This window comes from Zoogloea sp. (assembly GCF_041911615.1).
Lineage (GTDB): Bacteria > Pseudomonadota > Gammaproteobacteria > Burkholderiales > Rhodocyclaceae > Zoogloea.
Map to the genome: position 1 here is coordinate 1 of NZ_JAYROR010000114.1, position 24,395 is coordinate 24,395.

23 protein-coding genes and 1 tRNA gene are annotated in these 24,395 nt (G+C 68.1%); 3 read left to right on the forward strand and 21 right to left on the reverse strand.

Going from position 1 to position 24,395, the window contains the following annotated elements; genetic code table 11:
* Window positions 1-176 precede the first annotated feature (176 nt).
* The 6 genes from ACE3P2_RS14590 to ACE3P2_RS14615 all read right to left on the reverse strand — a co-directional run bounded on the left by ACE3P2_RS14590 (window position 177) and on the right by ACE3P2_RS14615 (window position 5,312).
* Window positions 177-1,112, reverse strand: coding sequence for a lipid II:glycine glycyltransferase FemX (locus ACE3P2_RS14590; RefSeq protein WP_374265710.1), 936 nt, complete (start codon window positions 1,110-1,112; stop codon window positions 177-179).
* A gap of 250 nt (window positions 1,113-1,362) precedes the next feature.
* Window positions 1,363-1,776 (reverse strand): VOC family protein, encoded by a 414-nt coding sequence (locus ACE3P2_RS14595; RefSeq protein WP_374265712.1) that lies wholly within the window; start codon window positions 1,774-1,776, stop codon window positions 1,363-1,365.
* 79 nt (window positions 1,777-1,855) lie between these two features.
* Entirely contained in the window at window positions 1,856-3,070 is a 1,215-nt protein-coding gene (locus ACE3P2_RS14600) for a low temperature requirement protein A (protein WP_374265714.1), read from the reverse strand.
* Between the two features lie 9 nt (window positions 3,071-3,079).
* Window positions 3,080-3,637 carry an NADPH-dependent FMN reductase gene (locus ACE3P2_RS14605; RefSeq protein ID WP_374265716.1) on the reverse strand — a complete coding sequence of 186 codons (558 nt, stop codon included), beginning with the start codon at window positions 3,635-3,637 and terminating at the stop codon, window positions 3,080-3,082.
* Window positions 3,638-3,764: 127 nt separating this feature from the next.
* Window positions 3,765-4,394, reverse strand: coding sequence for an isochorismate family cysteine hydrolase YcaC (gene ycaC, locus ACE3P2_RS14610; protein WP_374265718.1), 630 nt, complete (start codon window positions 4,392-4,394; stop codon window positions 3,765-3,767).
* Between the two features lie 51 nt (window positions 4,395-4,445).
* Window positions 4,446-5,312 (reverse strand): pirin family protein, encoded by an 867-nt coding sequence (locus tag ACE3P2_RS14615; RefSeq protein ID WP_374265720.1) that lies wholly within the window; start codon window positions 5,310-5,312, stop codon window positions 4,446-4,448.
* 142 nt (window positions 5,313-5,454) lie between these two features.
* Between ACE3P2_RS14615 and ACE3P2_RS14620 the strand changes: the two genes are divergently transcribed.
* Window positions 5,455-6,363, forward strand: coding sequence for a LysR substrate-binding domain-containing protein (locus ACE3P2_RS14620; RefSeq protein ID WP_374265722.1), 909 nt, complete (start codon window positions 5,455-5,457; stop codon window positions 6,361-6,363).
* 68 nt (window positions 6,364-6,431) lie between these two features.
* Here the strand turns inward: ACE3P2_RS14620 and ilvD are convergent, their stop codons facing one another.
* From ilvD to ACE3P2_RS14670, 10 genes are all read right to left on the reverse strand, one after another.
* Window positions 6,432-8,273, reverse strand: coding sequence for a dihydroxy-acid dehydratase (gene ilvD, locus ACE3P2_RS14625; RefSeq protein WP_374265724.1), 1,842 nt, complete (start codon window positions 8,271-8,273; stop codon window positions 6,432-6,434).
* Between the two features lie 106 nt (window positions 8,274-8,379).
* On the reverse strand, window positions 8,380-9,489 hold the full coding sequence (locus ACE3P2_RS14630) for a hypothetical protein (protein ID WP_374265726.1): 1,110 nt from the start codon (window positions 9,487-9,489) through the stop codon (window positions 8,380-8,382).
* Window positions 9,490-9,663: 174 nt separating this feature from the next.
* Window positions 9,664-11,286: a methyl-accepting chemotaxis protein gene (locus tag ACE3P2_RS14635; protein WP_374265728.1), complete on the reverse strand. Its 1,623-nt coding sequence runs from the start codon at window positions 11,284-11,286 to the stop codon at window positions 9,664-9,666.
* Between the two features lie 110 nt (window positions 11,287-11,396).
* The gene (gene pth, locus ACE3P2_RS14640; RefSeq protein ID WP_374265730.1) at window positions 11,397-11,996 is read right to left on the reverse strand and encodes an aminoacyl-tRNA hydrolase; all 600 of its coding nucleotides are present in this window, start codon (window positions 11,994-11,996) and stop codon (window positions 11,397-11,399) included.
* A gap of 32 nt (window positions 11,997-12,028) precedes the next feature.
* Window positions 12,029-12,628: a 50S ribosomal protein L25/general stress protein Ctc gene (locus tag ACE3P2_RS14645; protein WP_374265732.1), complete on the reverse strand. Its 600-nt coding sequence runs from the start codon at window positions 12,626-12,628 to the stop codon at window positions 12,029-12,031.
* 92 nt (window positions 12,629-12,720) lie between these two features.
* A complete protein-coding gene (locus ACE3P2_RS14650; RefSeq protein WP_374265734.1) occupies window positions 12,721-13,671 on the reverse strand; it encodes a ribose-phosphate pyrophosphokinase in 951 nt (316 codons plus the stop codon).
* 73 nt (window positions 13,672-13,744) lie between these two features.
* Window positions 13,745-13,821 (reverse strand) — tRNA-Gln (locus ACE3P2_RS14655).
* A 17-nt stretch (window positions 13,822-13,838) separates the two neighbouring features.
* Window positions 13,839-14,699 (reverse strand): 4-(cytidine 5'-diphospho)-2-C-methyl-D-erythritol kinase, encoded by an 861-nt coding sequence (gene ispE / locus ACE3P2_RS14660; RefSeq protein WP_374265736.1) that lies wholly within the window; start codon window positions 14,697-14,699, stop codon window positions 13,839-13,841.
* Between the two features lie 4 nt (window positions 14,700-14,703).
* Window positions 14,704-15,261: a lipoprotein insertase outer membrane protein LolB gene (gene lolB, locus ACE3P2_RS14665; protein ID WP_374265738.1), complete on the reverse strand. Its 558-nt coding sequence runs from the start codon at window positions 15,259-15,261 to the stop codon at window positions 14,704-14,706.
* 5 nt (window positions 15,262-15,266) lie between these two features.
* The gene (locus ACE3P2_RS14670; RefSeq protein WP_374265740.1) at window positions 15,267-17,003 is read right to left on the reverse strand and encodes a tetratricopeptide repeat protein; all 1,737 of its coding nucleotides are present in this window, start codon (window positions 17,001-17,003) and stop codon (window positions 15,267-15,269) included.
* 204 nt (window positions 17,004-17,207) lie between these two features.
* On the opposite strand from ACE3P2_RS14670, the gene mutM reads away from it, so the two are divergent.
* Together mutM and ACE3P2_RS14680 are read left to right on the forward strand one after the other, a co-directional pair.
* Window positions 17,208-18,017: a bifunctional DNA-formamidopyrimidine glycosylase/DNA-(apurinic or apyrimidinic site) lyase gene (gene mutM, locus ACE3P2_RS14675; RefSeq protein WP_374265742.1), complete on the forward strand. Its 810-nt coding sequence runs from the start codon at window positions 17,208-17,210 to the stop codon at window positions 18,015-18,017.
* 104 nt (window positions 18,018-18,121) lie between these two features.
* The gene (locus ACE3P2_RS14680) at window positions 18,122-20,077 is read left to right on the forward strand and encodes a dynamin family protein (RefSeq protein WP_374265807.1); all 1,956 of its coding nucleotides are present in this window, start codon (window positions 18,122-18,124) and stop codon (window positions 20,075-20,077) included.
* A gap of 72 nt (window positions 20,078-20,149) precedes the next feature.
* Here ACE3P2_RS14680 and ACE3P2_RS14685 read toward each other — a convergent pair whose 3' ends face one another.
* From ACE3P2_RS14685 to ACE3P2_RS14705, 5 genes are read right to left on the reverse strand one after another with little or no spacing between them, the layout of a single operon-like run.
* Window positions 20,150-20,401 (reverse strand): YfhL family 4Fe-4S dicluster ferredoxin, encoded by a 252-nt coding sequence (locus ACE3P2_RS14685; RefSeq protein WP_374265744.1) that lies wholly within the window; start codon window positions 20,399-20,401, stop codon window positions 20,150-20,152.
* Between the two features lie 21 nt (window positions 20,402-20,422).
* The gene (coaD, locus tag ACE3P2_RS14690) at window positions 20,423-20,911 is read right to left on the reverse strand and encodes a pantetheine-phosphate adenylyltransferase (protein ID WP_374265746.1); all 489 of its coding nucleotides are present in this window, start codon (window positions 20,909-20,911) and stop codon (window positions 20,423-20,425) included.
* A 35-nt stretch (window positions 20,912-20,946) separates the two neighbouring features.
* A complete protein-coding gene (gene rsmD, locus ACE3P2_RS14695; protein ID WP_374265748.1) occupies window positions 20,947-21,483 on the reverse strand; it encodes a 16S rRNA (guanine(966)-N(2))-methyltransferase RsmD in 537 nt (178 codons plus the stop codon).
* Window positions 21,480-22,829, reverse strand: coding sequence for a M16 family metallopeptidase (locus ACE3P2_RS14700; RefSeq protein ID WP_374265750.1), 1,350 nt, complete (start codon window positions 22,827-22,829; stop codon window positions 21,480-21,482). Before ACE3P2_RS14700 ends, rsmD begins: the two co-directional genes overlap by 4 nt.
* 31 nt (window positions 22,830-22,860) lie before the next feature.
* Window positions 22,861-24,237: a M16 family metallopeptidase gene (locus ACE3P2_RS14705; RefSeq protein ID WP_374265752.1), complete on the reverse strand. Its 1,377-nt coding sequence runs from the start codon at window positions 24,235-24,237 to the stop codon at window positions 22,861-22,863.
* Window positions 24,238-24,395 lie beyond the last annotated feature (158 nt).

Consider the following 24,395-nt stretch of genomic DNA (forward strand, 5'->3'; position numbering starts at 1 on the left):
AGGTGCCGGGTGGGAGGTCATCTCCCATGGAAAGAACTATACAGACTTCTCGCCGCGCCGTCAACAATGAATTACGGTTTTAGAGCAACACAACATGACTGCCCGACAGGCGTCAAATCAACTACCGATTACGGATACCCAAAAAAAGCTGGGATGAGCCGGCCGGGCGGCCTCGCTCAAAAGGCCACCCACTCCTCGAGCAGGCGATACTCGCTGCCGCGCAGCCCCTGCTTGAAGCGGCCGTAGCCGTCGGACGAGGAATAGCCGCCCAGGTCGAAACGCTCGCAACCGCGGGCTTGCATGGCCAGCGCGGCGTTCCACATCAGGAAGTTGCCCGCCTTGCGCTGGCGCGCCTCCGGCCCGAACCAGCCGACGAAGTACTCGGCGCTGCGGGCGAAGCGGAACACGATCATCCCGGCCACCGGACGTGCGTCGGCCAGCACCTGGCAGACGAAAAAATCCGCCGGCGCATGACGCCGCAGCGCCTCGAGAAAGGCCACCGGCGTGCCGGCAAAGCCCTTGTCGCGCATGTTCTCCTGGTGACGGGCGAGCATCCACGCGAAGCTTTCCGGCGTATCGGAGATCTCGAAGTGCAACCCGCCACGCTCGGCGCCGTTGAGCTGGGTACGCCAGGTCGGCGCCAGCTGACGACGCAGGACATCCGCCGCGAGGCGCAGATCGAGCACCGCCGAACACCACCCGGCCGTCCCTCGGGCGCGAAAGCCCGCCGCACGCAGCCACGCCCGATGGACGTCGGAATCGGCAAGACCCGGCGCCAGCACCAGCAACCCTCGGCGCCCGAACCGCCAGCGCCGGCGCAGCGCGCCATACACCGCGCGTACCGCCGTCTCGCTCGGCTGCGCCGCCAGGAACAGCGGCCCACGGTTGATCCGCGCCGCCACCGCCACGCCGAGGACGCGCTTGACGAGCACCTGACAGATCGCCACCGGTACCCCGCCACGCTCGAACACCAGCCGCTCGACGCACCAGCCCGTCGCCGCTTTCGCCTCGCCATAGGCCCACGCCTGAACAATCGCGGGCGCCGACACGCGCTCGAACAACGCATCCCATTCGTCACGCCCGCGCGCAAGGCGGATCACGCATTGGGTCACAGCGTCATCCACGGACCGAAAAACAGGAGAAAGGCAAAAGGCATGCTTCATCGCGCAGCGGAATCTTGGGATGCGAGGATACTACGCAGAAAAGCCCACTGCCGCCGCCACCAGCGTCACAGATTTATACAATCAAACCTTCGTCGCACCTCGCCGCGTGATGTCCGTCGCCCCGCCAGCGCCACGCGAGGAGACCGATCGCAGGGCAAGGCCGGCGCCCCGCTGCGGCCCGCGCCGAGTCAGGGCGTGCTCATTCCGGCCGGTGGCAGACCGCTTCGATGTTGTTGCCCTCGGGGTCGATCACGAAGGCCCCGTAGTAATGGGCGTGGTAGTCCGGCCGCAGTCCGGGCGCGCCGTTGTCCTTGCCTCCGGCGGCGATCGCCGCGTGGTAGAAGGCATCCACCTGCGCCCGGCTTTCCGCCCGCCAGGCAAGATGGCAACCGGACGTGGCGGCCGGCCCGCCATGGGGCGACGGCCCGTCGATGAACCACACGTCGGCCTTCCTGCCGTCGGGCTCCGAGGCATCGGGGTAGGCCAATCCGAGGATGTTCGCGCCGTACTGGCCCTCGAAGCAGACGCTGTAGCCCAGCGGCGCGAGGGCGGCGCTGTAGAAGGCCTTGGCGCGGGCAATATCGGTGACGCGGAATGTCATGTGGTCAAGCATGCGGAAAACGCCTGAAGGGGTTGAGTACATCTACGGCACGCGATGACTGTATCAAATTACAGCCTCAGCTACAAGCGGACTATCGCATCTCGAAGCAGGCCACGTGCCTGCGTCGGCCCGCTTCATTGAAGGCGATCAACGCCACCGGCCCGACACTCAGCAGCGGCAGCGCCCACGGCAGCGGCAGCCCCCGGTCCACGGCCCAGCCGACACCCACCAGCAGCAACAGGCAGACGGCGACCCACCCTCCCTGGCGCACGGCGGCCCGTGCGACGAACAGCCACAGCCCCCACAGCACCAGCACGAACAGCGCCTGGCCCGCCGCGACAGCCCCGATCGCCACCTGCGGATCGACCGCGTGGGCGCCATCCGGCACGGCCTTGAGCGCGTCGGCCACCACTTCGAGGCCGGCGCCGATCAACGCCACCGCGGCAAACAGGAAGAAATGCCCGTAGCCCCAGCCCCAGGCGCGCTCCCGGTGGTGATGCAGCGCCTCGCCGGACGGCAGCAGGAAGTACATCCACCACAGGCACAGCACCAGCCCGATGCCGCCCGCCCCAACCAGCGCGATCTCGACCGACCAGCCTGCCGATTCGAGCACGCCCGCCACCGAGTTGGCGGCACCGAGCACGCACTCGCCCAGCACGATGATGGTCATCAGGCCGTAGCGCTCGGCGATGTGGTGCGGGTGCCAGGGCGTGCCCTCGCTGGCCCGCTCGGCCCACGGCGGCACCGCCAGCTCGACAGCCACCATCAGCGCGGCGGCGGGCCACTGCCACTGCGCCGGCAGCGCGAGACGACCGATCCAGCCCAGCTGCGCCACGGCGATGCCCAAGGCGTAGCGCAGGCAGGTGGCCCGCCGGGCCGGATCGCCCACGCCGGCGCGCACCCACTGGATGCCCAGCGCCACGCGCATCACCACGAACCCCGCCACCGCCGGCCCCCATTGATCGCGAAACACCAGCGGAACCCCGGTCGCGAAGATCAACACTCCGACCATCTGCAGCATGGTGAGCAGGCGGAACCACAGATCGTCGTTGTCGTAGGCAGACGCGAACCAGGTGTAGTTCATCCACGCCCACCAGATCGCGAAGAACGCCAGCCCGAAGTGCCGCGCGGCGTCCACCAGGTGGTGTTCGGCGAGCCCGTGGTGCAGCCCGCCGGTGGCCAGCGCGATGGCGACCACGAAAACGAGGTCGAACAGCAACTCGAGGGGCGTCGACACCCGATGCCGCTCGTGGATGTCACGCCCGCGGCGGACCTCCGGCACCGGGCCGGCGGAAAGCGGAAACATGGCGCCGGCTCAGCCCTTGGCCTGGGCCGCGAAGGCCGCGAAGCCAGCCACGAACCGGGCGAGCTGCTCGCCGAGGGCCGCATCCTGCAGATCGTTGTCGGCCAGCACGGTGTGCGCCTTGGATACCAGCAGGCGCGCGCCGGACCACTGACGCATCCCCAGCGCGTGGAGCACCGGCAGCCAGTGGGCCTGGGCCGAAATGGTGCCGAACCCGCCGGGCGAGGCGCCGATCAGTGCCACCGGCTTGCCGGCCAGCACCGCCGGGTGCGCCGCCGAAGTGCGCGACACCCAGTCCAGCGCATTCTTGAACACGCCGGGCACGCCGCTGTTGTATTCCGGCGTGGACAGCAGCAGGCCGTCGGCGGCGGCGATCTGCTCGCGCAGCGCGAGCACCGCCGGCGGCAGGCCTTCGCGCGCTTCCAGATCGCCGTCGTAGAGCGGAATGCCGTGCAGGGTGACGACCTCGAGACTGACGTCCGCCGGCACCCGCCGGGCGGCGGCGTGCAGCAGGGCGGTGTTGAAGGATTCGGCACGAAGGCTGCCGGAAATGCCGAGGATACGGGTCACGATGGGCTCCTTGAAATGGCGGGGAAACGCGTTGCGGGGGAAGCATCAACCTTGCGGCATGCCGCAAGCTTACGCCAAATCCCGTGACGACCGATGCCGCGCGGGCATCGGCCGATGGGTGGATCGCTCAGCGGGCGGCCTGCCGGGTGGCGAAGCCGGTGATGAGGTTCCGGTAGTCCGGAATGTGCGCCGAGAACAACGCGCCGAGGCCTTCCACGTCGTTGCGCCAGTCGCGGTGCAGCTCGCAGGCGACGCCGAACCAGCTCATCAGCTGGGCGCCGGCTGCGCCCATGCGGGCCCAGGCGGCCTGGCGGGTGATCTCGTTGAAGGTGCCCGAGGCGTCGGTGACGACGAATACGTCGAACCCCTCGGCCAGCGCCGACAAGGCCGGAAAGGCCACGCAGACTTCGGTCACCACGCCGGCGATGATGAGCTGCCGACGGCCGGTGGCCTTCACCGCGGCGACGAAGTCGGGGTTGTCCCAGGCGTTGATGTTGCCCGGTCGGGCGATGTAGGGCGCCTCCGGAAACAGCGCCTTCAGTTCCGGCACGAGCGGACCGTTGGGACCGTTCTCGAAACTGGTGGTGAGGATCGTCGGCAGCGCAAAATAGCGGGCCAGGTCGGCCAGCGCCAGCACGTTGTTCTTGAATCGGTCGAGCTCTATGTCGCGCACCAGCGACAACAGGCCGGCCTGGTGATCCACCAGCAGCACCGCCGCCTGGGACTTGTCGAGCCTCACGTAGGATTTGTCGGTCATTTCTGCGCTCCTTGGGGTAACGCGGCGACCCGGGCCGCCGCGGCAGGCTGGTCAGGCGGACATGCCGCCGAAGCGGCCGTTGTTGAAGTCGTGGATCGCCTCGACGATCTCTTTCTGAGTGTTCATCACGAAGGGGCCGTAACCGACCACCGGCTCGTCGATGGGCGCACCGCTGAGCAACAGCACGACCGCCGCCTCGTCGGCCTCGATGCGCAGGCCTTCGCCGTCGCGGTCGAGCAGCACGCGCTGTCCGGCACCGGCGCGGCCGCCGCCGTCGACGCGGATCGTCCCGCGCAGCACCACCAGCGACACACCCCAGCCGGCGGTGGCCGGCAGTTCGAGCGGCGCGCCGGGTTGCAGGCGGATGTCCCACACCTTCATCGGCGTGAAGGTCTGCGCCGGACCGCGCCGACCGGCGAATTCGCCGGCGACGACGCGCAGCACGCCCCGCCCGTCGGGCAGCGTCACCACCGGGATGTCGGCGGCGACGATGGCCTGATAGGCCGGCGGCGCCATCTTGTGACGCGCCGGCAGATTGACCCAGAGCTGCACCATTTCCAGCGTGCCGCCGGCACGGGTGAAAGCCTCGGAGTGGAACTCCTCGTGGAGGATTCCGGCGCCGGCGGTCATCCACTGCACGCCGCCCGGCCCGATCACCCCGCCCTGGCCGGTGGAATCCCGGTGCGCCACCTCGCCGTCGTAAACGATGGTCACCGTCTCGAAGCCGCGATGGGGATGCTGACCCACGCCCCGCGGCGTGTTGGCGGGTTCAAAATACGCCGGGCCCGCGTGGTCGAGCAGCAGGAAGGGGCTGAGTGCCGACTCCAGGTTCTGGTACGAGAACAGCGAGCGCACCGGAAAGCCGTCTCCGACCCAGTGGGTCTGGGGCGCGCGGAACACGCCGAGCACTTTTTTCATGATCGTCTCCTGTCAGGGTTGAGGCCGCGTCGCGCCATGCTTCACGCGCGCACCGACAGAAAGAGGATACGAGCAACACCAAATGCCGTGTAGTCGGTATTTTTGTGCCTCAGCGTTCTATTTTTGGAACGATAATCGCGCCATGCAAGACTTGAACGATCTCTTCTACTACGTCCAGGTGGTGGACCACGGCGGCTTCGCGCCCGCCAGTCGCGCTCTTCAACTGCCCAAGTCCAAGCTCAGCCGCCGCATCGCCCAGCTCGAGGCGCGCCTCGACACGCGCCTGATCCAGCGCTCGACGCGGCAGTTCCACGTCACCGAACTGGGCCGCGCCTACTACCAGCGCTGCAAGGCGATGCTCGCCGAGGCCGAGGCCGCCCAGGCGGTGATCGCCGCGGCCCACGAGGCGCCCTGCGGCAGCCTGCGCCTGAGCTGTCCGATCGCCCTGCTCCACAGCTGCGTCGGCCGGATGCTGGTGGATTTCGCCCGGCGTCACCCCCAGGTCGCGTTGCAGGTCGTCGGGCTCGACCGGCCGGTGGATGTGATCGCCGAGGGCATCGACCTGGCCCTGCGCGTCCGCCCGCTGCCGCTGGGAGACAGCGACCTGACGATGCGCGCGCTTGGCGAGGCGCCGCAATTGCTGGTGGCCGCCCCCGAGCTGATCGCACGTTACCCCGCGCCGCGTCAGCCCCGGGATGTGCTCGCCTGGCCCAGCCTCGGCAGCGACCCCACCGTCGAGCGCCCGGCGTGGACGCTGAGCGGCCCGGAGGGGCAGACCGCCACGCTCCCGTTTCATCCCGCCTTCGGCACCTCCGATCTCACGACCCTGCGCAGCGCCGCCATCGCCGGGCTGGGGGTCGCCAAGCTGCCGGCGCTACTGATCGGCGACGCCCTGGCGAGCGGCACGCTGGTGCGGGTCCTGCCCGACTGGACGCCGCCGCCGGAGCTCATCCACGCCGTGTTCGCCACCCGCCGCGGCCTGGTGTCATCGGTGCGGGCCCTGCTCGATCACCTCGCCGAAGCCTTCGCCGACGCCACCCGCGACGCCTGAGCCCACCGGCGAGCGGGCAAAAAATGCCCGGCAGGTGCCGGGCATCGGGACGAACGTCGCGGAGACGTTCAGCGCTGGATCTGCGTCACGTCGCGCACCGCGCCAGTGTCGGCGCTGGTGGTGAGCGCCGCGTAGGCCTGCAGCGCGGCCGAGACCTGGCGCACCCGGTTGGCCGGCTTCCAGCCGCGGGCGTCCTGCGCGGCGCGGCGGGTTGCCAGCACCTCGTCGGACACCGCCAGGTGGATGCGGCGGTTGGGGATGTCGATCTCGATGGTGTCACCCTCTTCCACCAGACCGATGGCGCCGCCACAGGCGGCTTCCGGCGAAGCATGGCCGATGGACAGGCCCGAGGTGCCGCCCGAGAAGCGCCCGTCGGTGAGCAGCGCGCAGGATTTGCCGAGACCCTTCGACTTGAGATAGCTGGTCGGGTAGAGCATTTCCTGCATGCCGGGGCCACCCTTCGGCCCCTCGTAGCGGATCACCACCACGTCGCCGGCATGGATCTGATCGCCGAGAATGCCGGCCACGGCGTCTTCCTGGCTTTCGAACACGCGGGCGCGGCCGGTGAATTGCCAGATCGACTCATCGACACCGGCGGTCTTCACGATGCAGCCCTTCTCGGCAATGTTGCCGTACAGCACGGCGAGGCCGCCGTCCTGGCTGAAGGCATGGGCCTTGTCGCGGATCACGCCGTGGCTGCGGTCGAGGTCGAGTTCGTTCCAGCGGCGGTCCTGGCTGAACGCCACCTGCGTGGGCACGCCGCCCGGCGCCGCCTTGTAGAAGTTGAACACACCGGCGTCGTGGGCCTTCATCACATCCCAGACCGCCAGCGCTTCGGCCATCGACTTGCTGTGGACGGTCGGCAGATCGGTGTGGAGCAGGCCGGCGCGGGCCAGTTCGCCCAGGATGCCCATGATGCCGCCGGCGCGATGCACGTCCTCGATATGCACGTCGGCCACCGCCGGCGCCACCTTGCACAGGCACGGCACCTTGCGGGAGATGCGGTCGATGTCCTTCATCGTGAAATCGACGCCGGCCTCCTTGGCGGCGGCCAGCAGGTGCAGCACGGTGTTGGTGGAACCGCCCATCGCCACGTCGAGGCTGATGGCGTTCTCGAAGGCCTTGAAAGTGGCGATCGAACGCGGCAGCACCGAGGCATCGTCCTGCTCGTAGTAGCGGCGGGCGAGGTCGACGATGCGGCGGCCAGCTTCCTTGAACAGGCGCTCGCGGTCGGCGTGGGTGGCAACCACCGTGCCGTTGCCCGGCAGGGACAGGCCCAGGGCTTCGGTCAGGCAGTTCATGGAGTTGGCGGTGAACATGCCGGAACAGGAGCCGCAGGTCGGGCAGGCGGAGCGCTCGACGGCGTCCACTTCCGCGTCGGAGCAGCTGCTGTCGGCGGCCTTGACCATCGCATCGACCAGATCGAGCGAGATCACCTTGGCTTCCCATTTCACCTTGCCGGCTTCCATCGGGCCGCCGGAGACGAAGATCGCGGGGATGTTGAGGCGCAGCGCGGCCATCAGCATGCCCGGGGTGATCTTGTCGCAGTTGGAGATGCACACCAGCGCGTCGGCGGTGTGGGCGTTGGCCATGTACTCGACGCTGTCGGCGATGAGATCGCGGGACGGCAGCGAGTACAGCATGCCGCCGTGGCCCATGGCGATGCCGTCGTCGATGGCGATGGTGTTGAATTCCTTGGCGACACCGCCGGCTGCCTCGATTTCCCGCGCGACCAGCTGCCCCAGATCCTTGAGGTGAACGTGGCCCGGCACGAACTGGGTGAAGCTGTTCACCACGGCGATGATCGGCTTTTCGAAGTCGCCGTCCTTCATGCCGGTGGCGCGCCACAGGGCGCGGGCGCCGGCCATGTTGCGACCGGCGGTGGAAGTGCGGGAACGATACTGGGGCATTTCGGGGAGCTCCGTCTTCAACGAATGGTGTGTTGCCAATTTTCCATTCTAGCGCGTTGCCGCCGTCCCGCCGCGATGCTTTGCATCAAGTTTTTGGCCGCGCCGCTCAGGCGGGCCGCAGGCGTCCGATCAGACCGATCACCCACACCAGCATGAGCGCCGCCACGGCCGCGAAGTAGCGTTCCATGTAGATCGGGAAGAGCAGCAGGTGCGCCACGAAGAACGCCGCCGGCACCAGGAACAGCAACTGGAACTCCGCGGCCCCGGTGAGCGGCCCGCCACCCGGCCCGACCGGCAGCAGCGGGGCCCGCCCGAGGCGGCGCCAATGCAGCAAGGCGGCGGCCGCGGAGACGAAATAGATCGCCGCGTGCGGGCTCTTGGCGAAGGTCGCGAACATCCGCAGGTAGGCGTGCAGGTAGTCGGCGGGGTCGGACGACACCGCCATCGTCGCCGGATAGGGGTCGAGGCCGATCAACGTGAAGTGGAAGATCACGCGATAGCCGTAGTTGCCGTTGAGCGCGTTGTTGCCGATGTACAGCGCCAGCGCCGTCAGCGCCCCCACGAGCGCCAGGCGCCGGCGGTCGTGCACGAACAGGAACAGGAACAGCGGCAGCGCGAACAGCAGGAAATCGGTGCGCACCAACGGCAGCGCGGCGGCGAACAGATAGGCCCAGGCGCTTCGCCGCGCCGCGCAGTAGATCGCGGCGAGGCTCACGCAGCAGGTCATCGCGTCGGGGGTCGAGAGTTGGGCGAGTTCGCCGAAATTGGCCAGGAAGGCCACACCGGGCACAGCCCAGAGCGACACCCCGACGCGGCCGGCGATCCCCGCCAGGAGCAGCACCGCCAGCGCCTGGAAGAAGGCGCTGAGCACGTACGTGGCTCGTGCGTAGTCGAGGCCCAGGCGGTGCGCGGCCTCCATCGCCCACACGTAACCCATCCGGATCGTGTAGAACGGCAGTTGCTGTTCGAGGGCCACCGGATCATGGCGGACGATCTCGCCGTAGCGGCCGGACAGCAGCGTGTCGAAGCGCGCCTCGCCGATCTCGGCCTGGACGTCCGCGTAGCTGCGTTCGGCCAGCGCGGCACCCCGCAACCCCTGGTTGTAATGGGCGGTGGCCACGTAGCCTATGATGTCGAAGTTGTAGGCGGGCTTGACGACCCCGACCAGGAAAACGGCAATGGCGGTCGCCAGCACGGCGAAATAGCGCAGGTACATGAAAATCCCTTGAACACGCCCGGACGCTAACCTTCGCCCGTCCGGCGACCGGACACCCGGCTCCGGAATTGTGGCAAAGCGTGAAATCCGCGCAAGCCTGTCGGTCACCCGCAGTGTGACCTTTTTCCGGCCGCTGCGCATTTGTCATGATTCCCGGAGCACCTCGTCACGGTGCTAGACGCGGAAGCGCGACATCGTCTGCTGCAGCTCGCCGGCCAGGCTCTCCATGTCGTGCGCGGCCCGGGCAGTGGTTTCGACCGCGACATTGTTGTCGCGTGCCATCGCCGCGATGGCTTCGATGCTCTGGGCCACCGCCAGGCTGGCGCTGCGCTGCTGTTCGGTGGATTCGGCAATCTCGTCGAGCCCCTGCCCGACCGCCACCACCGATTGATTGGCGGACTCGATCGCCGCGGCCACCGAGCCCACCGCCACGCGGCTCGACGCCAGGTGATCGAGCCCCTGATGGATCGCCTCGCGCACCGCCTCGGACTGGCGCGACAGCCGCGTCGTGACCGCGTCGATCTCGCCGGCCGAACGGGCCGACTTCTCGGCCAGCTTGCGCACCTCGTCCGCCACCACCGCAAAGCCGCGCCCCTGCTCGCCCGCCCGGGCGGCTTCGATGGCCGCGTTGAGGGCCAGCAGGTTGGTCTGATCGGCGATCTCGCGCACCTCGCGGGTCATGGAGGTGATGACGGTGGTCGACTCCACGAAATGTTCGACGGAATCCGCCATCTGACGCACCGCCTCCTCGGCGTGACCGACCTCGGTGACGAGGGAATCGAGCGTCTTGCTGCCCTCGCCGGCCCGCCGCAGGCTTTCCTGGGAGCGCTGATGCACCCGCTCGGCGCTGGCGGCGACGCTGGCGATGTTGTCGGCCATGCGCTCCACCGACGCCGCCGCGTGTTCGGACTGATCGTGCTGCTGGCGCGACCCCTCCGCCACCTGCCCGGCGCCGGCCGAAAGCTGGTGCGCCGACGCCGTGACACGTCCCGCCGCCTCGCTCACCTGACGCACCAGGCGCGCGATCGCCGCCAGCATCTCGTTGAAGCTGGCAGCCGTCTGCCCGATCTCGTCGCGCCCCGCCACGTGCAGGCGACGGGTCAGGTCACCCTCGCCCTTGGCGATCTCGGCCAGACTGGTGTTCATGCCAACGAGAGGACGCACGACGAAGCGACGGATGAAGAAGATCACGAAGGCGATCAGCGGTAACGAAAGCACCACCGCGGTGGCGATGCTTTCCCACATGAAACGCTCCACCGCCGCGTTAACCTTGTCGAGGGACACTTTCATGCTGACGAGGCCGAGCGGCGTGCCCGCCGGCACCTGGTGGCAGGCGATGCAGTTCTTGCCCAGGTAGTTTTCGGCCGCCAGCGCCGGCTTGACGACCCTCAGGTATTCCCCCGCCGCCGGATCGCGCTCGACCCGGATGACTTCGTGTCGCCCTTCGAGGGCGGCCTTCTCGTCGGCATCGAGCACCGGCCGTGGGTGGTTGCCGGCACCGAACTGGGCGCTCACCGCATCGCCACGCACCACCTGCAGGTCCTTGATGGCGTTCAGTTGCTTGATCTGGTCGAGGAACACCTCGCGCTGCCCCACCGTGCCGGTGATCATCATGCCGGTGAGACCCGCCATGGTCATCTCGTGAACAGACAGGGCAAAGTCCTGCGCCTGGGCGATGGCGGTCTGGCGATTCACCCGGGTCTCCCAGGCGATCATGCTCCCCCAGGCGATCACCAACATCAACCAGATCGCGCCGGTCAGTCGCAGCCAGATCGGCGTATCCGCGAGCTTGCGCATCGTCGCTTCCTTCAAGAACGATGGGCTCGACGTGAGCCCATCTGATTCGATGGGCCGGTCAACGGCCTTGGCGACGCAGGCTTTACGCCATGAAGCGAAATTTCACCCGTTCAACGGGCGGGCTTGGCGACGGCGGGACGGGTGTTGAGACGCTGGGTCGCGGCGTTCCAGTCGGCCTTTGCGATCAAGGGCCAGACCGCCAGGGCGCGATCGAGGGATTCGTCGATGAGATCGGATTCCTCGCGCCGCGGCGGCTTGAGGACGAAGTTGACCACCTCGTTGCGGTCTCCCGGATGGCCGATGCCGACCCGCAGACGCCAGAAATCCTGGGTGCCCAGATGGGCGGTGATGTCCTTCAGGCCGTTGTGCCCCCCGAGGCCGCCGCCGAACTTGAGGCGTAGCTGGCCGGGCGGGATGTCGAGCTCGTCGTGGACGACGAGGATCTCGGCCGGGGTGATGCGGAAGAAACGCGCCAGCGCGGCCACGGACTGGCCGGAGCGGTTCATGAAGGTCTGCGGCATCAGCAGCCACACGCCATCGCCGCGGGCATTGGCGGCGAGGCCGTGGAAGCGCGCCTCCTTGCTGAACGACGTGCCCAGTTCGCAGGCCAGACGCTCACAAAACCAAAACCCGGCGTTGTGCCGGGTTTCAGCGTATTCGGCGCCGGGGTTGCCGAGGCCGACGACGAGCTTGGGCGCAAGCTGGCTCATCGCTCGATCAACCTCGCAACCCCGTGAACCGATCAGGCAGCCGGGGTTTCCTCGGCGGCTTCGTCTTCGCCACCGCGGATCGCCAGGATGGTGGCCACGACCGGGTCTTCACCGTGGGTCAGGGCCTTCACGCCGACCGGCAGCTTGAGGCCGGAAACGTGAATGGACGCGCCGCTCTTGAGGTCCTTCAGATCGACTTCGATGAACTCGGGCAGCACGGCCGGCAGGCACTCGACGGTCAGTTCGGTGATCGGGTGGGACACCATGCCGCCTTCGAGCTTGACGCCCGGAGCCACGTCGGCGTTGATGAAGTGCAGCGGCACCTTCACGTGGATCACGTGGGAGGCATCGACGCGCTGGAAGTCCAGGTGCAGCACTTGCTGCTTGTACGGGTGCCACTGGGTGTCCTTGAGGATCACGGAGTGGGCGGCGCCGTCGAGGTTCATGGACAGCACGGAAGCGTGGAAGGCTTCGTTGCGCAGGGCGTGGTAGATCTCGTTGTGATCGACCTCGATCTGCACCGGCTCACCGGAACCGTAGACGATGGCGGGGACGCTGCCGGCGCGGCGCAGGCGGCGGCTCGCACTCGAACCCTGCATTTCGCGCTTCTTGGCGTTGAATTGAATGGTCATTGATGATGCTCCAGATGGAAAACCCGTCCGCGACCAGACGGGCCTTGAAAAAAGCCGGCGGGCTCACACCCACCGGCTCGAAACGCTGCCGCTTACTCGGTGAAGAGCGAGCTGACGGATTCTTCGTTGCTGATCCGCAGGATGGTGTCGGCGAGCAGCTCGGCGATCGACACGCTGCGGATGCGCTTGCAGCCACGCGCCTCGTCGGACAGCGGGATGGTGTCGGTCACCACCAGCTCGTCAAGATCGGACTCGTTGATGCGGCTGATCGCCGGGCCGGACAGCACCGCGTGGGTACAATAGGCCATGACGCGCTTGGCACCGTTTTCCTTGAGCGCCTGAGCGGCTTTGCAGAGGGTGCCGGCGGTATCGACGATGTCGTCCATGATCACGCAGGTGCGGCCTTCGACCTCGCCGATGATGTTCATCACCTCGGACACGTTGGCCTTGGGGCGGCGCTTGTCGATGATCGCCAGATCGCATTCGAGGCGCTTGGCGAAGGCGCGGGCACGAACCACGCCACCGACGTCCGGGGAGACGACCATCAGGTCTTCGTACTTCTGCTTCTCCAGGTCATCCAGCAGCACGGGGGCGGCGTAGATGTTATCGACGGGAATGTCGAAGAAACCCTGAATCTGGTCGGCGTGGAGATCGACGGTGAGCACGCGCTGCACGCCGGCGGCCTGCAGCATGTTGGCGACGACCTTGGCGGTAATGGGCACGCGGGCCGAACGCGGGCGACGATCCTGGCGGGCGTAGCCGAAGTAGGGAATCGCTGCGGTGATGCGGCCGGCCGAAGCCCGCTTGAGCGCATCCACCATGATCAGCAATTCCATGATGTTGTCGTTAGTGGGAACGCAGGTCGGCTGGAGGACGAAAACGTCCTTGCCGCGCACGTTCTCGAGAAGTTCGACATTGACCTCGCCGTCCGAGAAACGCCCGACCGTGGCGGAACCCAGAGATTTCCCAAGGCGGCGGACCACGTCTGCGGCCAGTTTGGGATTGGCGTTGCCGGTGAAAACCATCAGGCTGCCCGAAGCCATGATCACCTCTCGTTACTGCGAATTGGAAAACTTAAAGCAAAACGGGCAGGTTTTTAGACCTGCCCGCAGAATTTGGCTGGGGAAGAAGGATTCGAACCTTCGAATGCCGGAATCAAAATCCGGTGCCTTGACCAACTTGGCGACTCCCCAAGAAATCGTTTCACAACCTACACAACCCAATCCTTCAGCGGATGCCGGTCTAGCCCTGCGGCCGCCCAGACTTTCCAGCCCTGGGGAGCCTTGCCAGCAACCTGATCTGCAACTTCTTTCGAATCGAAAGAAGCAAAGATACAAGCCCCTGAACCACTCATCCTGGCCGCCCCAAACTGCGACAACCAAGCCAGCGCTTCCGCCACTTCGGGAAACCGACCGCAAACCGTTGGCTGCATGTCGTTTCGCGTTGTGTGTGCTGCGAAGCCCCGCATTATTAGGGGTTCGGTATCTCGTGTCAACTCTTTTGCGGAAAAAATTTCAGCCGTGGGCACCGAGACCGGCGGCGCGACCAGCACGTACCAGGCCGGCGGCACGGTCAGCGCCTGCAAGTCCTCACCCACGCCCTCGGCAAAGGCGGCCTCGCCGAAGATGAAGAAGGGCACGTCGGCACCGAGCTTGAGACCGATAGCCTGCAGCGCGGCGCGCGACAGCCCGCCCCCCCAGATTCGGTTGAGCCCGATCAGCACGGTGGCGGCATCGGAACTGCCGCCACCCAGGCCGCCGCCCATCGGGATGCGCTTGCGCACACCGATATCGACGCCAAACGGGCTTCCGCAAGCAGCCTGGAGAGCCCGCGCCGCACGCACCACGAGATCGGCGTCGGCCGGGACGCCGGGCACGTCGGTGAGGCGGTGGATCTCGCCGTCGTCGCGGCGACGCAGGGTGATCTCATCGCCCCAATCGAGCATCCGGAAGGCGGTCTGCAGCAGATGATAGCCGTCCGGGCGACGTCCGACGATGTGCAGGAACAGGTTGATCTTGGCGGGCGCGGGGAGGTGGTGGACGGCGGTCGGGTCGAAGTCGGCGGCGTTCATGGGGTCAGTTGGCGTTCCAGGTATCGACGATCAGGCGCAGGCGGGTGTCGCCGCGATGGATGTCGAGCTTGCGCGGCAGGGCGTCGGGCGCCTCGCCGGTGTAGTCGAGGTATTCGATGGTCCACCCCTGGTCGACGACCCGACGCAGTCGCCCCTGGGCGTCCACCTCGCGGACCTCGGCGCCCGCCGCCGGCCGCGCCGTCACCCAGCGCGGCAGGCGAGCGAGCGGCGCATCGACGCCGAGCAGGGATTCGGCCAGCTCCGCGGCCGAGGCGGCCTCGGTGCGGCGACCGTCGGAGAGGGTCATGCGGGCGGAAGCGGCGTCGGATTCGATGCGCGCGAGCCCCTGCCCGAGAGGACCGGTGAACAGCCAGTCGTCGCGGGCGCCCTCGTGCTGCCAGTCGAGGCCGACGGCGGCGCTGCGCTCGGCATCCTTCACCAGCAGGCGGCCTTCGAGGGCGAAGCGGGTCAGCTCGGCGACGGCCGGGCGCGCGGCGACGTCCGGCGCACGCAGGGCCGGAGCCGCACAGCCGGCGAGGCCGAGCGCGAGGATCAGGGGCACCCCTCTCACGGCTTGAACTTCTTGATGACGTCGGCGAGGACGGCGTTGTCGGGATTCGCCTTGGCGGCATCGCGCCAGGTCTGCGCGGCCTCGTCGCGGCGGCCGAGCATCCACAGCACCTCGCCCAGGTGGGCGGCGATTTCCGGGTCGGCGCGCAGGGCGAAGGCTTTCTGCAGCGTCTCGAGGGCTTCCGAGAGCTTGCCGCGGCGGTACTGCACCCACCCCAGGCTGTCGATGATGAAGGCGTCGCTGGGCGCCAGGGCCAGCCCCTTGCGCACCAGCACCTCGGCCTCGTCGAGGCGCAGCCCGCGGTCGGCCAGGGAGTAGCCAAGCGCGTTGTAGGCGTGGGCGTGGTCGGGCTTGAGGGCGATGAGCTTGCGCAGGCGGCCTTCCATCGCATCGACGCGGCCGATGCGCTCGGCCATCAGGCCGGACTCGTAGAGCAGATCGGGGTTCTCGGGATCGCCGCGCAGCGCCTCGTCGAGCACTTCGAAGGCGTCGTCGTTGCGCCCGGCGTCGCGCAGGATCTGGGATTCGAGCAGGACGTACTGCACCCGGTCGGCCGGCGTCGCCGCGCGCGCCAGGGCCTGGAGGTGCTGCCGGGCCTCGGGGAGCCGGCCCCGCGCCACCAGCACCTGGGCGATGCGCCCCTGGGCACCGAGGTAATGATTGCCCGGCGTCACGGCCTTGTACCAGCCGAGCGCTTCGTCCGGACGCTTGTCCTCCTCGGCGAGCTGGCCGAGGTAGAGACGGATCATGTCCGGGTCGCCGAAATCGAGTTCGAGCAGATGCCGGAAGTGCTTGCCGGCCATCGTCCGGTCGCCCTGCTGCATGGCGAGGAGGCCGGCGGCGTGGACCACGTCGCGGTCATCGGGCGCACGCTTGAGGAGCTGCTCGAACTGTTCGCGCGCCAGGCCGAACTGCTTGTCGGCCACCAGCAGGCGCGCCAGGGTGATGCGCGGATCGCGGGCGTCGGGGTGGGCGGAGACGTAGTCGCGCAGGGTCTGCAGCCCTTTGCCGGGCGAGGCCTCCTGCTGGAGCTGGGCCTGCAGGATGACCGCCTGCTCCCAGTCGGGCCGCAGACGCAGGGCGCCATCGAGAGCCAGGGCCGCGGCGGCGGCGTCACCCGCCACGTAGGCCGCGTTGGCGCGGGCGAAATGGGCTTCCGGGTAGGCGAGATACGGCGCGGTGAGCTGGGTGACGAGACGCTGGATGAGGGCCTTGTCGGGAATCCGCGAGAGGCCGCGGTTGAGCCCCATCAACGCCGGGGCGACCTTGTCGCCCTGCTGCGCCAGGGCGGTGGCGAGATGGGTCTGCAGTTCGTCGATGCGGGCACTGCTCGCGGCGGTGCCGGCCGCCAGCTGCTGCGCCTGCAGGGACGCCGGATCGAGCTCCAGCCACAGGCGCGAGGCCTCGGCGGCGAGATCGGCCTGGCGCGCGAACACCGCCATCTCGGCGGCGCGGCGAGCGATGCGGCCGTCGCGGGTGCGGCGGGCCAGGTCGAGGTAGGACTGGGCCGCCATCGCGCCCTGCCCGCGCGCGCCGGCCACTTCGGCGAGCATCAGCTGATAGAGGATCTGCGGGGTCAGCTCCTGGGCCGGGTAGCGGGCCTGGCTGCCCTCGCCTTCGTCGGGCGCGGCGTCGGCTTGCTGGGCATGGGCTGCACCGCCCAGCAAGCCGCCGGACAGGAGCAGGACGGCAAGCAGGCGGGCCGGGCGCACGGCACAAAAAATGGGCTTCATCGGCAGGAACTCGGACTGGGCTCGGACAGGGTTCGGTGGGGCGCTCGCGACGCCGGACGAATCGGCGCGGCGGCAGGCGGCGCAGAGCGTCCACCGCTTCGATCGCGCCGCTACAATAGGGTTCGCCCGATGTTAGGCGCTTTCCGGAAGGCCAGCAAGCAAGCAGCCGGCCGCCGGCGCCCCCAGCCCACACAAGCCTTCGTCATGCCCGAACTACCCGAAGTCGAAACCACCCGCCGAGGCATCGCGCCCGAACTGAGCGGCCACACCGTGAGCGGCGTCGTCGTCCGCAACGGGCGCCTGCGCCAGCCGGTTCCGCCCGAGCTCGCCGAGCTGCTCACCGGCCTCACGCTGGATACGGTGGAGCGGCGCGCCAAGTATCTGCTGTTCCGCTTCCCGACCGGCAGCCTGTTGGTTCATCTGGGGATGTCGGGCAGCCTGCGCATCGTGCCGGCGTCACTCGCCCCCGAAAAGCACGATCACCTCGACATCGTCTTCGGCCCGCGCGCCCTGCGTCTGCGCGATCCGCGGCGCTTCGGGCTGGCGCTGTGGCAACCCGGCGAGGCACCGCACCCGCTCATCGCGGGGCTCGGCGTCGAGCCGCTGGGCGACCACTTCGACGGCGCCTGGCTGCACACCGCGACCCGGGGCCGCAAGACGCCGGTGAAGCTTTTCATCATGGACGGCAGCCAGCTGGTCGGGGTCGGCAACATCTACGCCTCCGAAAGCCTGTTCCGGGCCGGCATCGACCCGACCACGCCAGTGGGTGAACTGGGCCCGAAACGCTGCGCCCGCCTCGTCACCAGCATCCGCGAGACGCTGCAGGATGCGCTCGCCGCCGGCGGCAGCACGCTGCGGGACTTCGTCAGCAGCAGCGGCATGCCGGGCTACTTCCAGCAGCAGTATTTCGTCTATGGCCGCGACGGGGAGCCCTGTCGCAAGTGCGCCACCCCGATCCGCAAGCGCATCATGGGACAACGGGCAACGTTTTACTGTTCACGCTGCCAGCGCTGAAAGCAATTCCGGTCGGCGGCGATCCCGTTTATGCTATCAACCTCGGAATAATCTGCCGGCCCAGCGGCACCTGGTCAGGAATGAAGCCCGTGAAAGACGCCCAAATGCTCGCCGAACATTTCTCCGCCTACACCCAGTGGCGCGGCGACGTTGCCGCCGGGATCGGGGATCTGCGCCGGTGGCTGCAGGATAACGAGATCGGCGATGCCCAGTCCGACCTGCGCCTGCAATACCTGCTCGACCGCCTGCGCGAAGACAAGCTGATCGTCGCCTTCGTCGCCGAGTTTTCGCGCGGCAAGTCGGAGCTCATCAACGCGGTGTTCTTCGCCGGCTACGGCAACCGAATCCTGCCCTCCAGCGCCGGCCGCACCACCATGTGCCCCACCGAGCTGCAGTGGAAGAATGGCGACAAGCCCGAGATCCGCCTGCTGCCCATCGAGAGCCGCAAGACCAACGCGAGCATCACCGAACTCAAGCGCTACCCCGAGGAATGGCAGGTCCGCCCCCTCGACACCCGCTCCGCCGAAAGCCTCCAGCAGGCGCTGGCCCAGGTCGGTGAGACGCGCATGGCCACGGTGGCCGAGGCCGAGGAGCTGGGCTTCCCGATCGACGAGAGCGGCGACAAGGGCATCCGCCCCGACGCCGACGGCAAGGTCGAGATTCCCCTGTGGCGCCACGCGATCATCCAGTTTCCGCACCCGCTGCTCGAACAGGGTCTGGTGATCCTCGACACGCCGGGCCTCAACGCCATCGGCGCCGAACCCGAACTCACCCTCAACCTGCTGCCCAACGCCCACGCGGTGCTGTTCATCCTCGCCGCCGACACGGGCGTCACCCAGAGCGATCTCGCGGTCTGGCGCGAACACGTCAACGCCGGCCGGCGCCAGCGCGGGCGCATCGTGGCGCTCAACAAGATCGACGGCCTGTGGGACGGGCTGCGCAGCGATGCGGACATCGAGCGGGAGATTTCCGGCCAGGTGAACAGCGTCGCCGCGACGCTGGAAATCGAACCCGAGCAGGTCTTCCCGGTGTCGGCCCAGAAGGGCCTGGTTGCCAAGGTCAACGACGACGCCGAACTGCTCGAGCGCAGCCGCCTCGTGCAACTCGAACGCGCCCTGTCCACCGAGCTGCTGCCCACCAAGCGCGACATCGTCCGCGACAACACCTACGGCGACGTCATGGACATCGTCAGCCGCACCCGCGAACTGCTCGGCGCGCGCCTCAGCGGCCTGCGCGAGCAGCTCCAGGAGCTCACCGACCTGCGCGGCAAGAACCAGAACGTCATCGAATACATGATGCGCAAGGTGCGCTCCGAGAAGGACGAGTTCGAGCAGGGCCTGCAGAAGTACTACGCGGTGCGCAGCGTGTTCTCCAACCTCTCCAACAACCTGTTCGGCCACCTCGGTCTCGACGCCCTGCGCGACGAGACCCGCCGCACCCGCGAGGCGATGCTCGACGCCGCCTTCTCGCGCGGCCTGCGCGAGGCCATGAAGGGGTTCTTCCAGCACCTGCGCGGCAACCTGAAGAAATCCACCGACGAGATCGGCGAGATCTCCAAGATGCTCGACGCGATGTACAAGCGCTTCACCGTCGAGCACGGTCTCAAACTCGCCGCCCCCACCGCCTTCTCCACGCTGCGCTACGAGAAGGAGATCGAGCGTCTCGAAGCGGCCTTCAACAGCCAGTTCAACACGGTGCTGACCATCGTCACCACCGAGAAGCACACCCTCACCCAGAAGTTCTTCGAAACCGTCGCGGTCGAAGCCCGGCGCACCTTCGAGGTCGCCAACCGCGACGCCGAACAGTGGCTGCGCGCGGTGATGGCGCCCCTCGAGACCCAGGTGCGCGAGTACCAGCTCCAGCTCAAGCGCCGCCTGGAGAGCGTCAAGCGCATCCACCAGGCCACCGACACCCTCGAGGACCGCGTGCGCGAGCTGCAGCAGGCCGAGGAAGTCCTGGTCGTGCAGGTGGCGGAGCTGATCGCCCTCGCCGAACGCATCGAGAAAGCCCTCGACATGCCCTCTCCCGACGCTCCGACGGCCTCGATCCTCGCCGCCTGATCGCGCCCCAGGAAAACAAAAGCCGGCCGCACCGCGAGGTGCGCCGGCTTTTTGCCGCTGGGCGTCGACGAATTACTTGTCGGCGGTCAGCTTGAGGAACTTCTCCATCAGATCGTCCTTCGTCTCCGGGTGCTCCGGATTGAAGGGGATGCAGTCCACCGGGCAGACCTGCTGGCACTGGGGCTCGTCGAAGTGACCGACGCACTCGGTGCACTTGTTGGGGTCGATCACGTAGATCTCGTCACCCTGGGAAATGGCGCCATTCGGGCATTCCGGCTCGCAGACGTCGCAGTTGATGCACTCGTCGGTAATCATCAAGGCCATTTTGCTTGCTTCCTTCGTTACTCACTGTTTGTTGATCTTGGCGCGCAGCCGCGCATTGACGCTCGGCTGCACAAACTTGCTGACATCGCCGCCGAACCGTGCAATCTCGCGCACCATCGTGGCGGAGATGAACATGTACTCGTCGGCCGGGGTCAGGAACACCGTCTCCACGTCCGGGTAGAGCTTGCGGTTCATGCCGGCCATCTGGAATTCGTACTCGAAATCCGACACCGCGCGCAGGCCCCGCAGGATCACCCGCGCGTTGTTCTGGTGGAGAAAATCCGCCAGCAGGCACGAATAGCCCTGCACCTCGACGTTGGGATACGGCGCCAGCACCTCGCGGGCGATCTCGACCCGCTCGTCCATGCTGAAGATCGGCCCCTTTCCACCACTGGTCGCGACGCCGACGATGAGCTTCTCGAACAGGCGGGAGGCCCGGCGAACCAGATCCTCGTGACCGCGGGTGAATGGATCGAAAGTCCCTGGATAAACCGCGATGCCGTCCCTCATGCCTAGCCCCCTGCTGTCGGCGCGATGCGTCGCGCTCACTCGGCCCGGGCGAAGAGGTGGTAATACACCTGTCCGGCCGTGCCGTGCTTGATGCGCGTCAATCGGTCGATGTTGTCGATTTTATGTTCGGCTTCCACGTAGGCAAGGCCACCGTCTGCGAGCAACCCCGGCAACAGGGGGGCGATCCGCTCGATCCAGCCGGCCCGGTAAGGCGGGTCGACGAAGATCACATCGAAGGTCTGCTTGGTGGAACGGGCGAAGTTTAGCGCATCGCCCCGCACAAGCTGTACACACGTCGCTTGCAGGGTCTTTGCGTTGGCCTGCAGGGCCGCCAGGGCAACGGCATCCTGTTCGATCATCGTGACCCCCGCCGCCCCGCGCGAGGCGGCCTCGAAGCCCAGCACGCCGCTGCCGGCGAACAGGTCGAGGCAGGTCTTGCCGTCGAGTTCCTGACCGAGCCAGTTGAAGAGGGTTTCGCGGACCCGGTCCGGCGTGGGCCGCAGGCCCTTGACGGTGCGCACGTCGATGAGGCGGGAGCGCCACGCGCCCCCGATGATGCGGATACGGCTCAACGGGTGGCTCCGTTCTTCGGCGCGGCGGTCTTGTCGCCGTCGCCGCCGACCACCACGGTCACCATGTGCTCGGGCTTCACGTGACGCCGGAAGGCGTCGCGGATCTGAAGGGCGGTCACCGCGCGCACCCTGTCGCGCCAGGTGTCGAGGTAGTCGAGCGGCAGGCCGAAGCTGCCGATCGCCGCCACCTGCTCGAGCATCTTGCGGTTGGAGTCGAGGCGCAGCGCGAAGCCGTTGATGAGGTTGTCCTGCGCGGCCCGCAGTTCGGCTTCGGTCGGCCCTTTGGCGAGGAATTCGTCGAGGGTCGTGCCGACCACCTTGAGGGCGTCGTCCGCCTGGCTGCCCTTGGTCTGCAGGCCGATCTGGAACGGCCCGACCTCGCGCTGGGGCGCGAAATAGCTGTACACGCTGTAGGCGTAGCCGCGCTTCTCGCGCACCTCGCCGGTCAGCCGCGACACGAAGCCACCACCGCCCAGGATGTAATTGCCGACGAACAGCGGAAAGAAATCCGGGTCGCCGCGGCGGATGCCCGGCTGGCCGACGGCGATGTGGGCCTGGGCCGACGGGTGCGGGACGCGGATCGTCTGACGTTCGGGCAGCGTCGCGGCACCACCGGGAACCGGCGCCTCGCCCGCCGGAAGTCCGGCGACGAGACGGCTGGCGATGGCCTCGGCTTCGGCGCGGGAGACGTCGCCGACGATGCTCACCGTCGCGCGGGCGGCGGTGTAATAGCGGCGGTGGAACTCGGCCAGTTCGTCGCGGGTGAGGCTGGCGACGCTCTCTTCGGTGGGCAGACGGCCGTAGGCGTGGTCGGGGAAGACCGCCGAGGCGAAGCGCCGGGCGAGGATCGCGTCGGGCTGGGTGGCGGCCTCGCGCAGGCCCGCGATGGTGCGCGCCTTCTCACGCTCGACGGCGGCGGCCGGGTAGGTGGGCTGGCCGATCAGGGTGGCGAGCAGATCCACGGCGCCATCGCGCTCGGTGGGGCTGCTGAGGGTGCGCAGGGTCAGCGAGGCGCGGTCCATGTCGGCACCGCCGCCGATCTGGGCGCCGAGATCGGCGACCCGGTTGGCGATGGCTTCCTCGTCGAGGCTGCCGGCGCCGGCGTCGAGCAGGCCCTGGGTGAGCCCGGCCAGACCGGCCTTGCCGGCAGGCACCTCGGTGCCGGCGGCGCGGAAATCCACCTGCACGTCGAGGATCGGCAGGGCGCGGCTTTCGACGAAGAACACCCGGGCGCCGTTGGGGGTGGTCCAGTTCTGGATGGCGAGGCCGGCACGGGCCGGCGCGGAGACGAGCGTCGCCACGGTGAGCGCGAGGGCCAGACCGAAGCGTTGGGGCGAGGAGATCATCGGACGATTCACCTTCAAGGACGAGGAGCGATCAGTGGTGGTGCGGCGCGGCGGCGGCCTTGGCACGGGCCTGCGGGTCCACCGGCAATGGGTCGAGCTGGGCAACGGTGAGGGTCTCGTCGCGGAAGTACTTCTTGGCCACCGCCTGCACTTCGGCGGCGCTCACCGCGCGGATGCGCGCGAGCATCTCGGCGTCGTCCTTCCACGACAGGCCGACCATCTCGTCCATGCCGATCTCCATCGCCTGCCCCATCAGCGAATCGCGCTTGTACACCTGGCCCGATACGGCCTGGGCCTTGACCCGGCGCAGCTCGTCCTCGGACACGCCCTCGGTCTGGATGCGGGCGATCTCGGCGCGCAGGGCGGCCTCCACATCGGCCACCGTCTTGCCGGCGGCGGGCGCACCATCGACCACGAACAGCGATTCCCCGCGGGCGGTGCCGTCGTAGCCGGCCCCGGCCGTCACCGCGACGCGGCTGCCGCGCACGAGGTTCTTGGCCAGCCGCGCGCCGTCGTAACCGTCGAGCACTGCCGCGAGCACCTGGAGCGCGTAGAAGTCGTCGTCCTTCTTCACGTCGCGCAGGGTGGGCACGCGCCACGCCAGCGCCACGTAGGGCAGCTCGGCCGGCGCCTTGACCACCGTGCGGCGCGGGCCGGTCTGTTCCGGCTCGCTCATCGGCTTGCGCGGCGGCAGCGCGCGGGTCTTGATCGCCCCGTAGGTGCGCGCGGCCTCCTTGAACACCGCGTCGTGATCCACGTCGCCGACCACCACGAGGGTCGCGTTGTTGGGCACGTACCAACGCTGATACCAGTCGCGGGCGTCCTGGGCCGTCATGTTGTCCAGGTCGGCCATCCAGCCGATCACCGGACGGCGATAGGGGTGGGCCTGGAAGGCGGTGGCCATCAGCTGCTCGATGACCAGCGACCGGGGCTTGTCGTCGGTGCGCAGGCGACGCTCTTCCTTGACCACCTCGATCTCCTTCCTGAAGGAATCCTCGGTGACCTGGAGGTGGGCCATGCGATCGGCCTCCAGCGCCATCATCTTGCCCAGCGCCTCCTTGGGCACCTGCTGGAAATAGGCGGTGTAGTCGTAGCTGGTGAACGCGTTGTCGCGGCCGCCGGCCGCGGCCACCTGCTTGTTGAACTCGCCGGGGCCGACTTTTTTGGTGCCCTTGAACATCATGTGCTCGAGCAGGTGGGCGACCCCCGAGGTGCCATCCACCTCGTCCATCGCGCCGACCTTGTACCACACCATGTGCACCACCGACGGCGCCCGCCGGTCTTCCTTGACGATCAGCTTCATCCCGTTGGGGAGGGTGCTCTCGAAAGGATTGGCCCACGCCGGGGCGGCCAGCACCGCCGACAGGGCACCGGCGACGAGGCCGGCACGCAAACTGCGATTCATCATAGGCTTTTGAAGCATCTGGTAAAATTTGGGGTTGCAGGCTGCCGTGAGCACCGTCGCGACACCCACCGCGCCCTGGCGCGCGGCATCATAGCGGCATTCCGGCGGCCCGGCCAACCGGGCGGCGTGGTGCGTTCCACGCCCTGTCCGCCCCGATCGAC

Excerpts from the sequence above, each read along its gene's own strand:
- ACE3P2_RS14595 (WP_374265712.1), bottom strand. The coding sequence starts at position 1,776 with ATGCTTGACCACATGACATTCCGCGTCACCGATATTGCCCGCGCCAAG.
- ACE3P2_RS14600 (WP_374265714.1), bottom strand. The coding sequence starts at position 3,070 with ATGTTTCCGCTTTCCGCCGGCCCGGTGCCGGAGGTCCGCCGCGGGCGT.
- ycaC (WP_374265718.1), bottom strand. The coding sequence starts at position 4,394 with ATGACCGACAAATCCTACGTGAGGCTCGACAAGTCCCAGGCGGCGGTG.
- ACE3P2_RS14615 (WP_374265720.1), bottom strand. The coding sequence starts at position 5,312 with ATGAAAAAAGTGCTCGGCGTGTTCCGCGCGCCCCAGACCCACTGGGTC.
- ACE3P2_RS14620 (WP_374265722.1), top strand. The coding sequence starts at position 5,455 with ATGCAAGACTTGAACGATCTCTTCTACTACGTCCAGGTGGTGGACCAC.
- ilvD (WP_374265724.1), bottom strand. The coding sequence starts at position 8,273 with ATGCCCCAGTATCGTTCCCGCACTTCCACCGCCGGTCGCAACATGGCC.
- ACE3P2_RS14630 (WP_374265726.1), bottom strand. The coding sequence starts at position 9,489 with ATGTACCTGCGCTATTTCGCCGTGCTGGCGACCGCCATTGCCGTTTTC.
- ACE3P2_RS14635 (WP_374265728.1), bottom strand. The coding sequence starts at position 11,286 with ATGCGCAAGCTCGCGGATACGCCGATCTGGCTGCGACTGACCGGCGCG.
- pth (WP_374265730.1), bottom strand. The coding sequence starts at position 11,996 with ATGAGCCAGCTTGCGCCCAAGCTCGTCGTCGGCCTCGGCAACCCCGGC.
- ACE3P2_RS14645 (WP_374265732.1), bottom strand. The coding sequence starts at position 12,628 with ATGACCATTCAATTCAACGCCAAGAAGCGCGAAATGCAGGGTTCGAGT.
- ACE3P2_RS14650 (WP_374265734.1), bottom strand. The coding sequence starts at position 13,671 with ATGGCTTCGGGCAGCCTGATGGTTTTCACCGGCAACGCCAATCCCAAA.
- ispE (WP_374265736.1), bottom strand. The coding sequence starts at position 14,699 with ATGAACGCCGCCGACTTCGACCCGACCGCCGTCCACCACCTCCCCGCG.
- ACE3P2_RS14670 (WP_374265740.1), bottom strand. The coding sequence starts at position 17,003 with ATGAAGCCCATTTTTTGTGCCGTGCGCCCGGCCCGCCTGCTTGCCGTC.
- mutM (WP_374265742.1), top strand. The coding sequence starts at position 17,208 with ATGCCCGAACTACCCGAAGTCGAAACCACCCGCCGAGGCATCGCGCCC.
- ACE3P2_RS14680 (WP_374265807.1), top strand. The coding sequence starts at position 18,122 with ATGCTCGCCGAACATTTCTCCGCCTACACCCAGTGGCGCGGCGACGTT.
- ACE3P2_RS14685 (WP_374265744.1), bottom strand. The coding sequence starts at position 20,401 with ATGGCCTTGATGATTACCGACGAGTGCATCAACTGCGACGTCTGCGAG.
- coaD (WP_374265746.1), bottom strand. The coding sequence starts at position 20,911 with ATGAGGGACGGCATCGCGGTTTATCCAGGGACTTTCGATCCATTCACC.
- ACE3P2_RS14700 (WP_374265750.1), bottom strand. The coding sequence starts at position 22,829 with ATGATCTCCTCGCCCCAACGCTTCGGTCTGGCCCTCGCGCTCACCGTG.
- ACE3P2_RS14705 (WP_374265752.1), bottom strand. The coding sequence starts at position 24,237 with ATGATGAATCGCAGTTTGCGTGCCGGCCTCGTCGCCGGTGCCCTGTCG.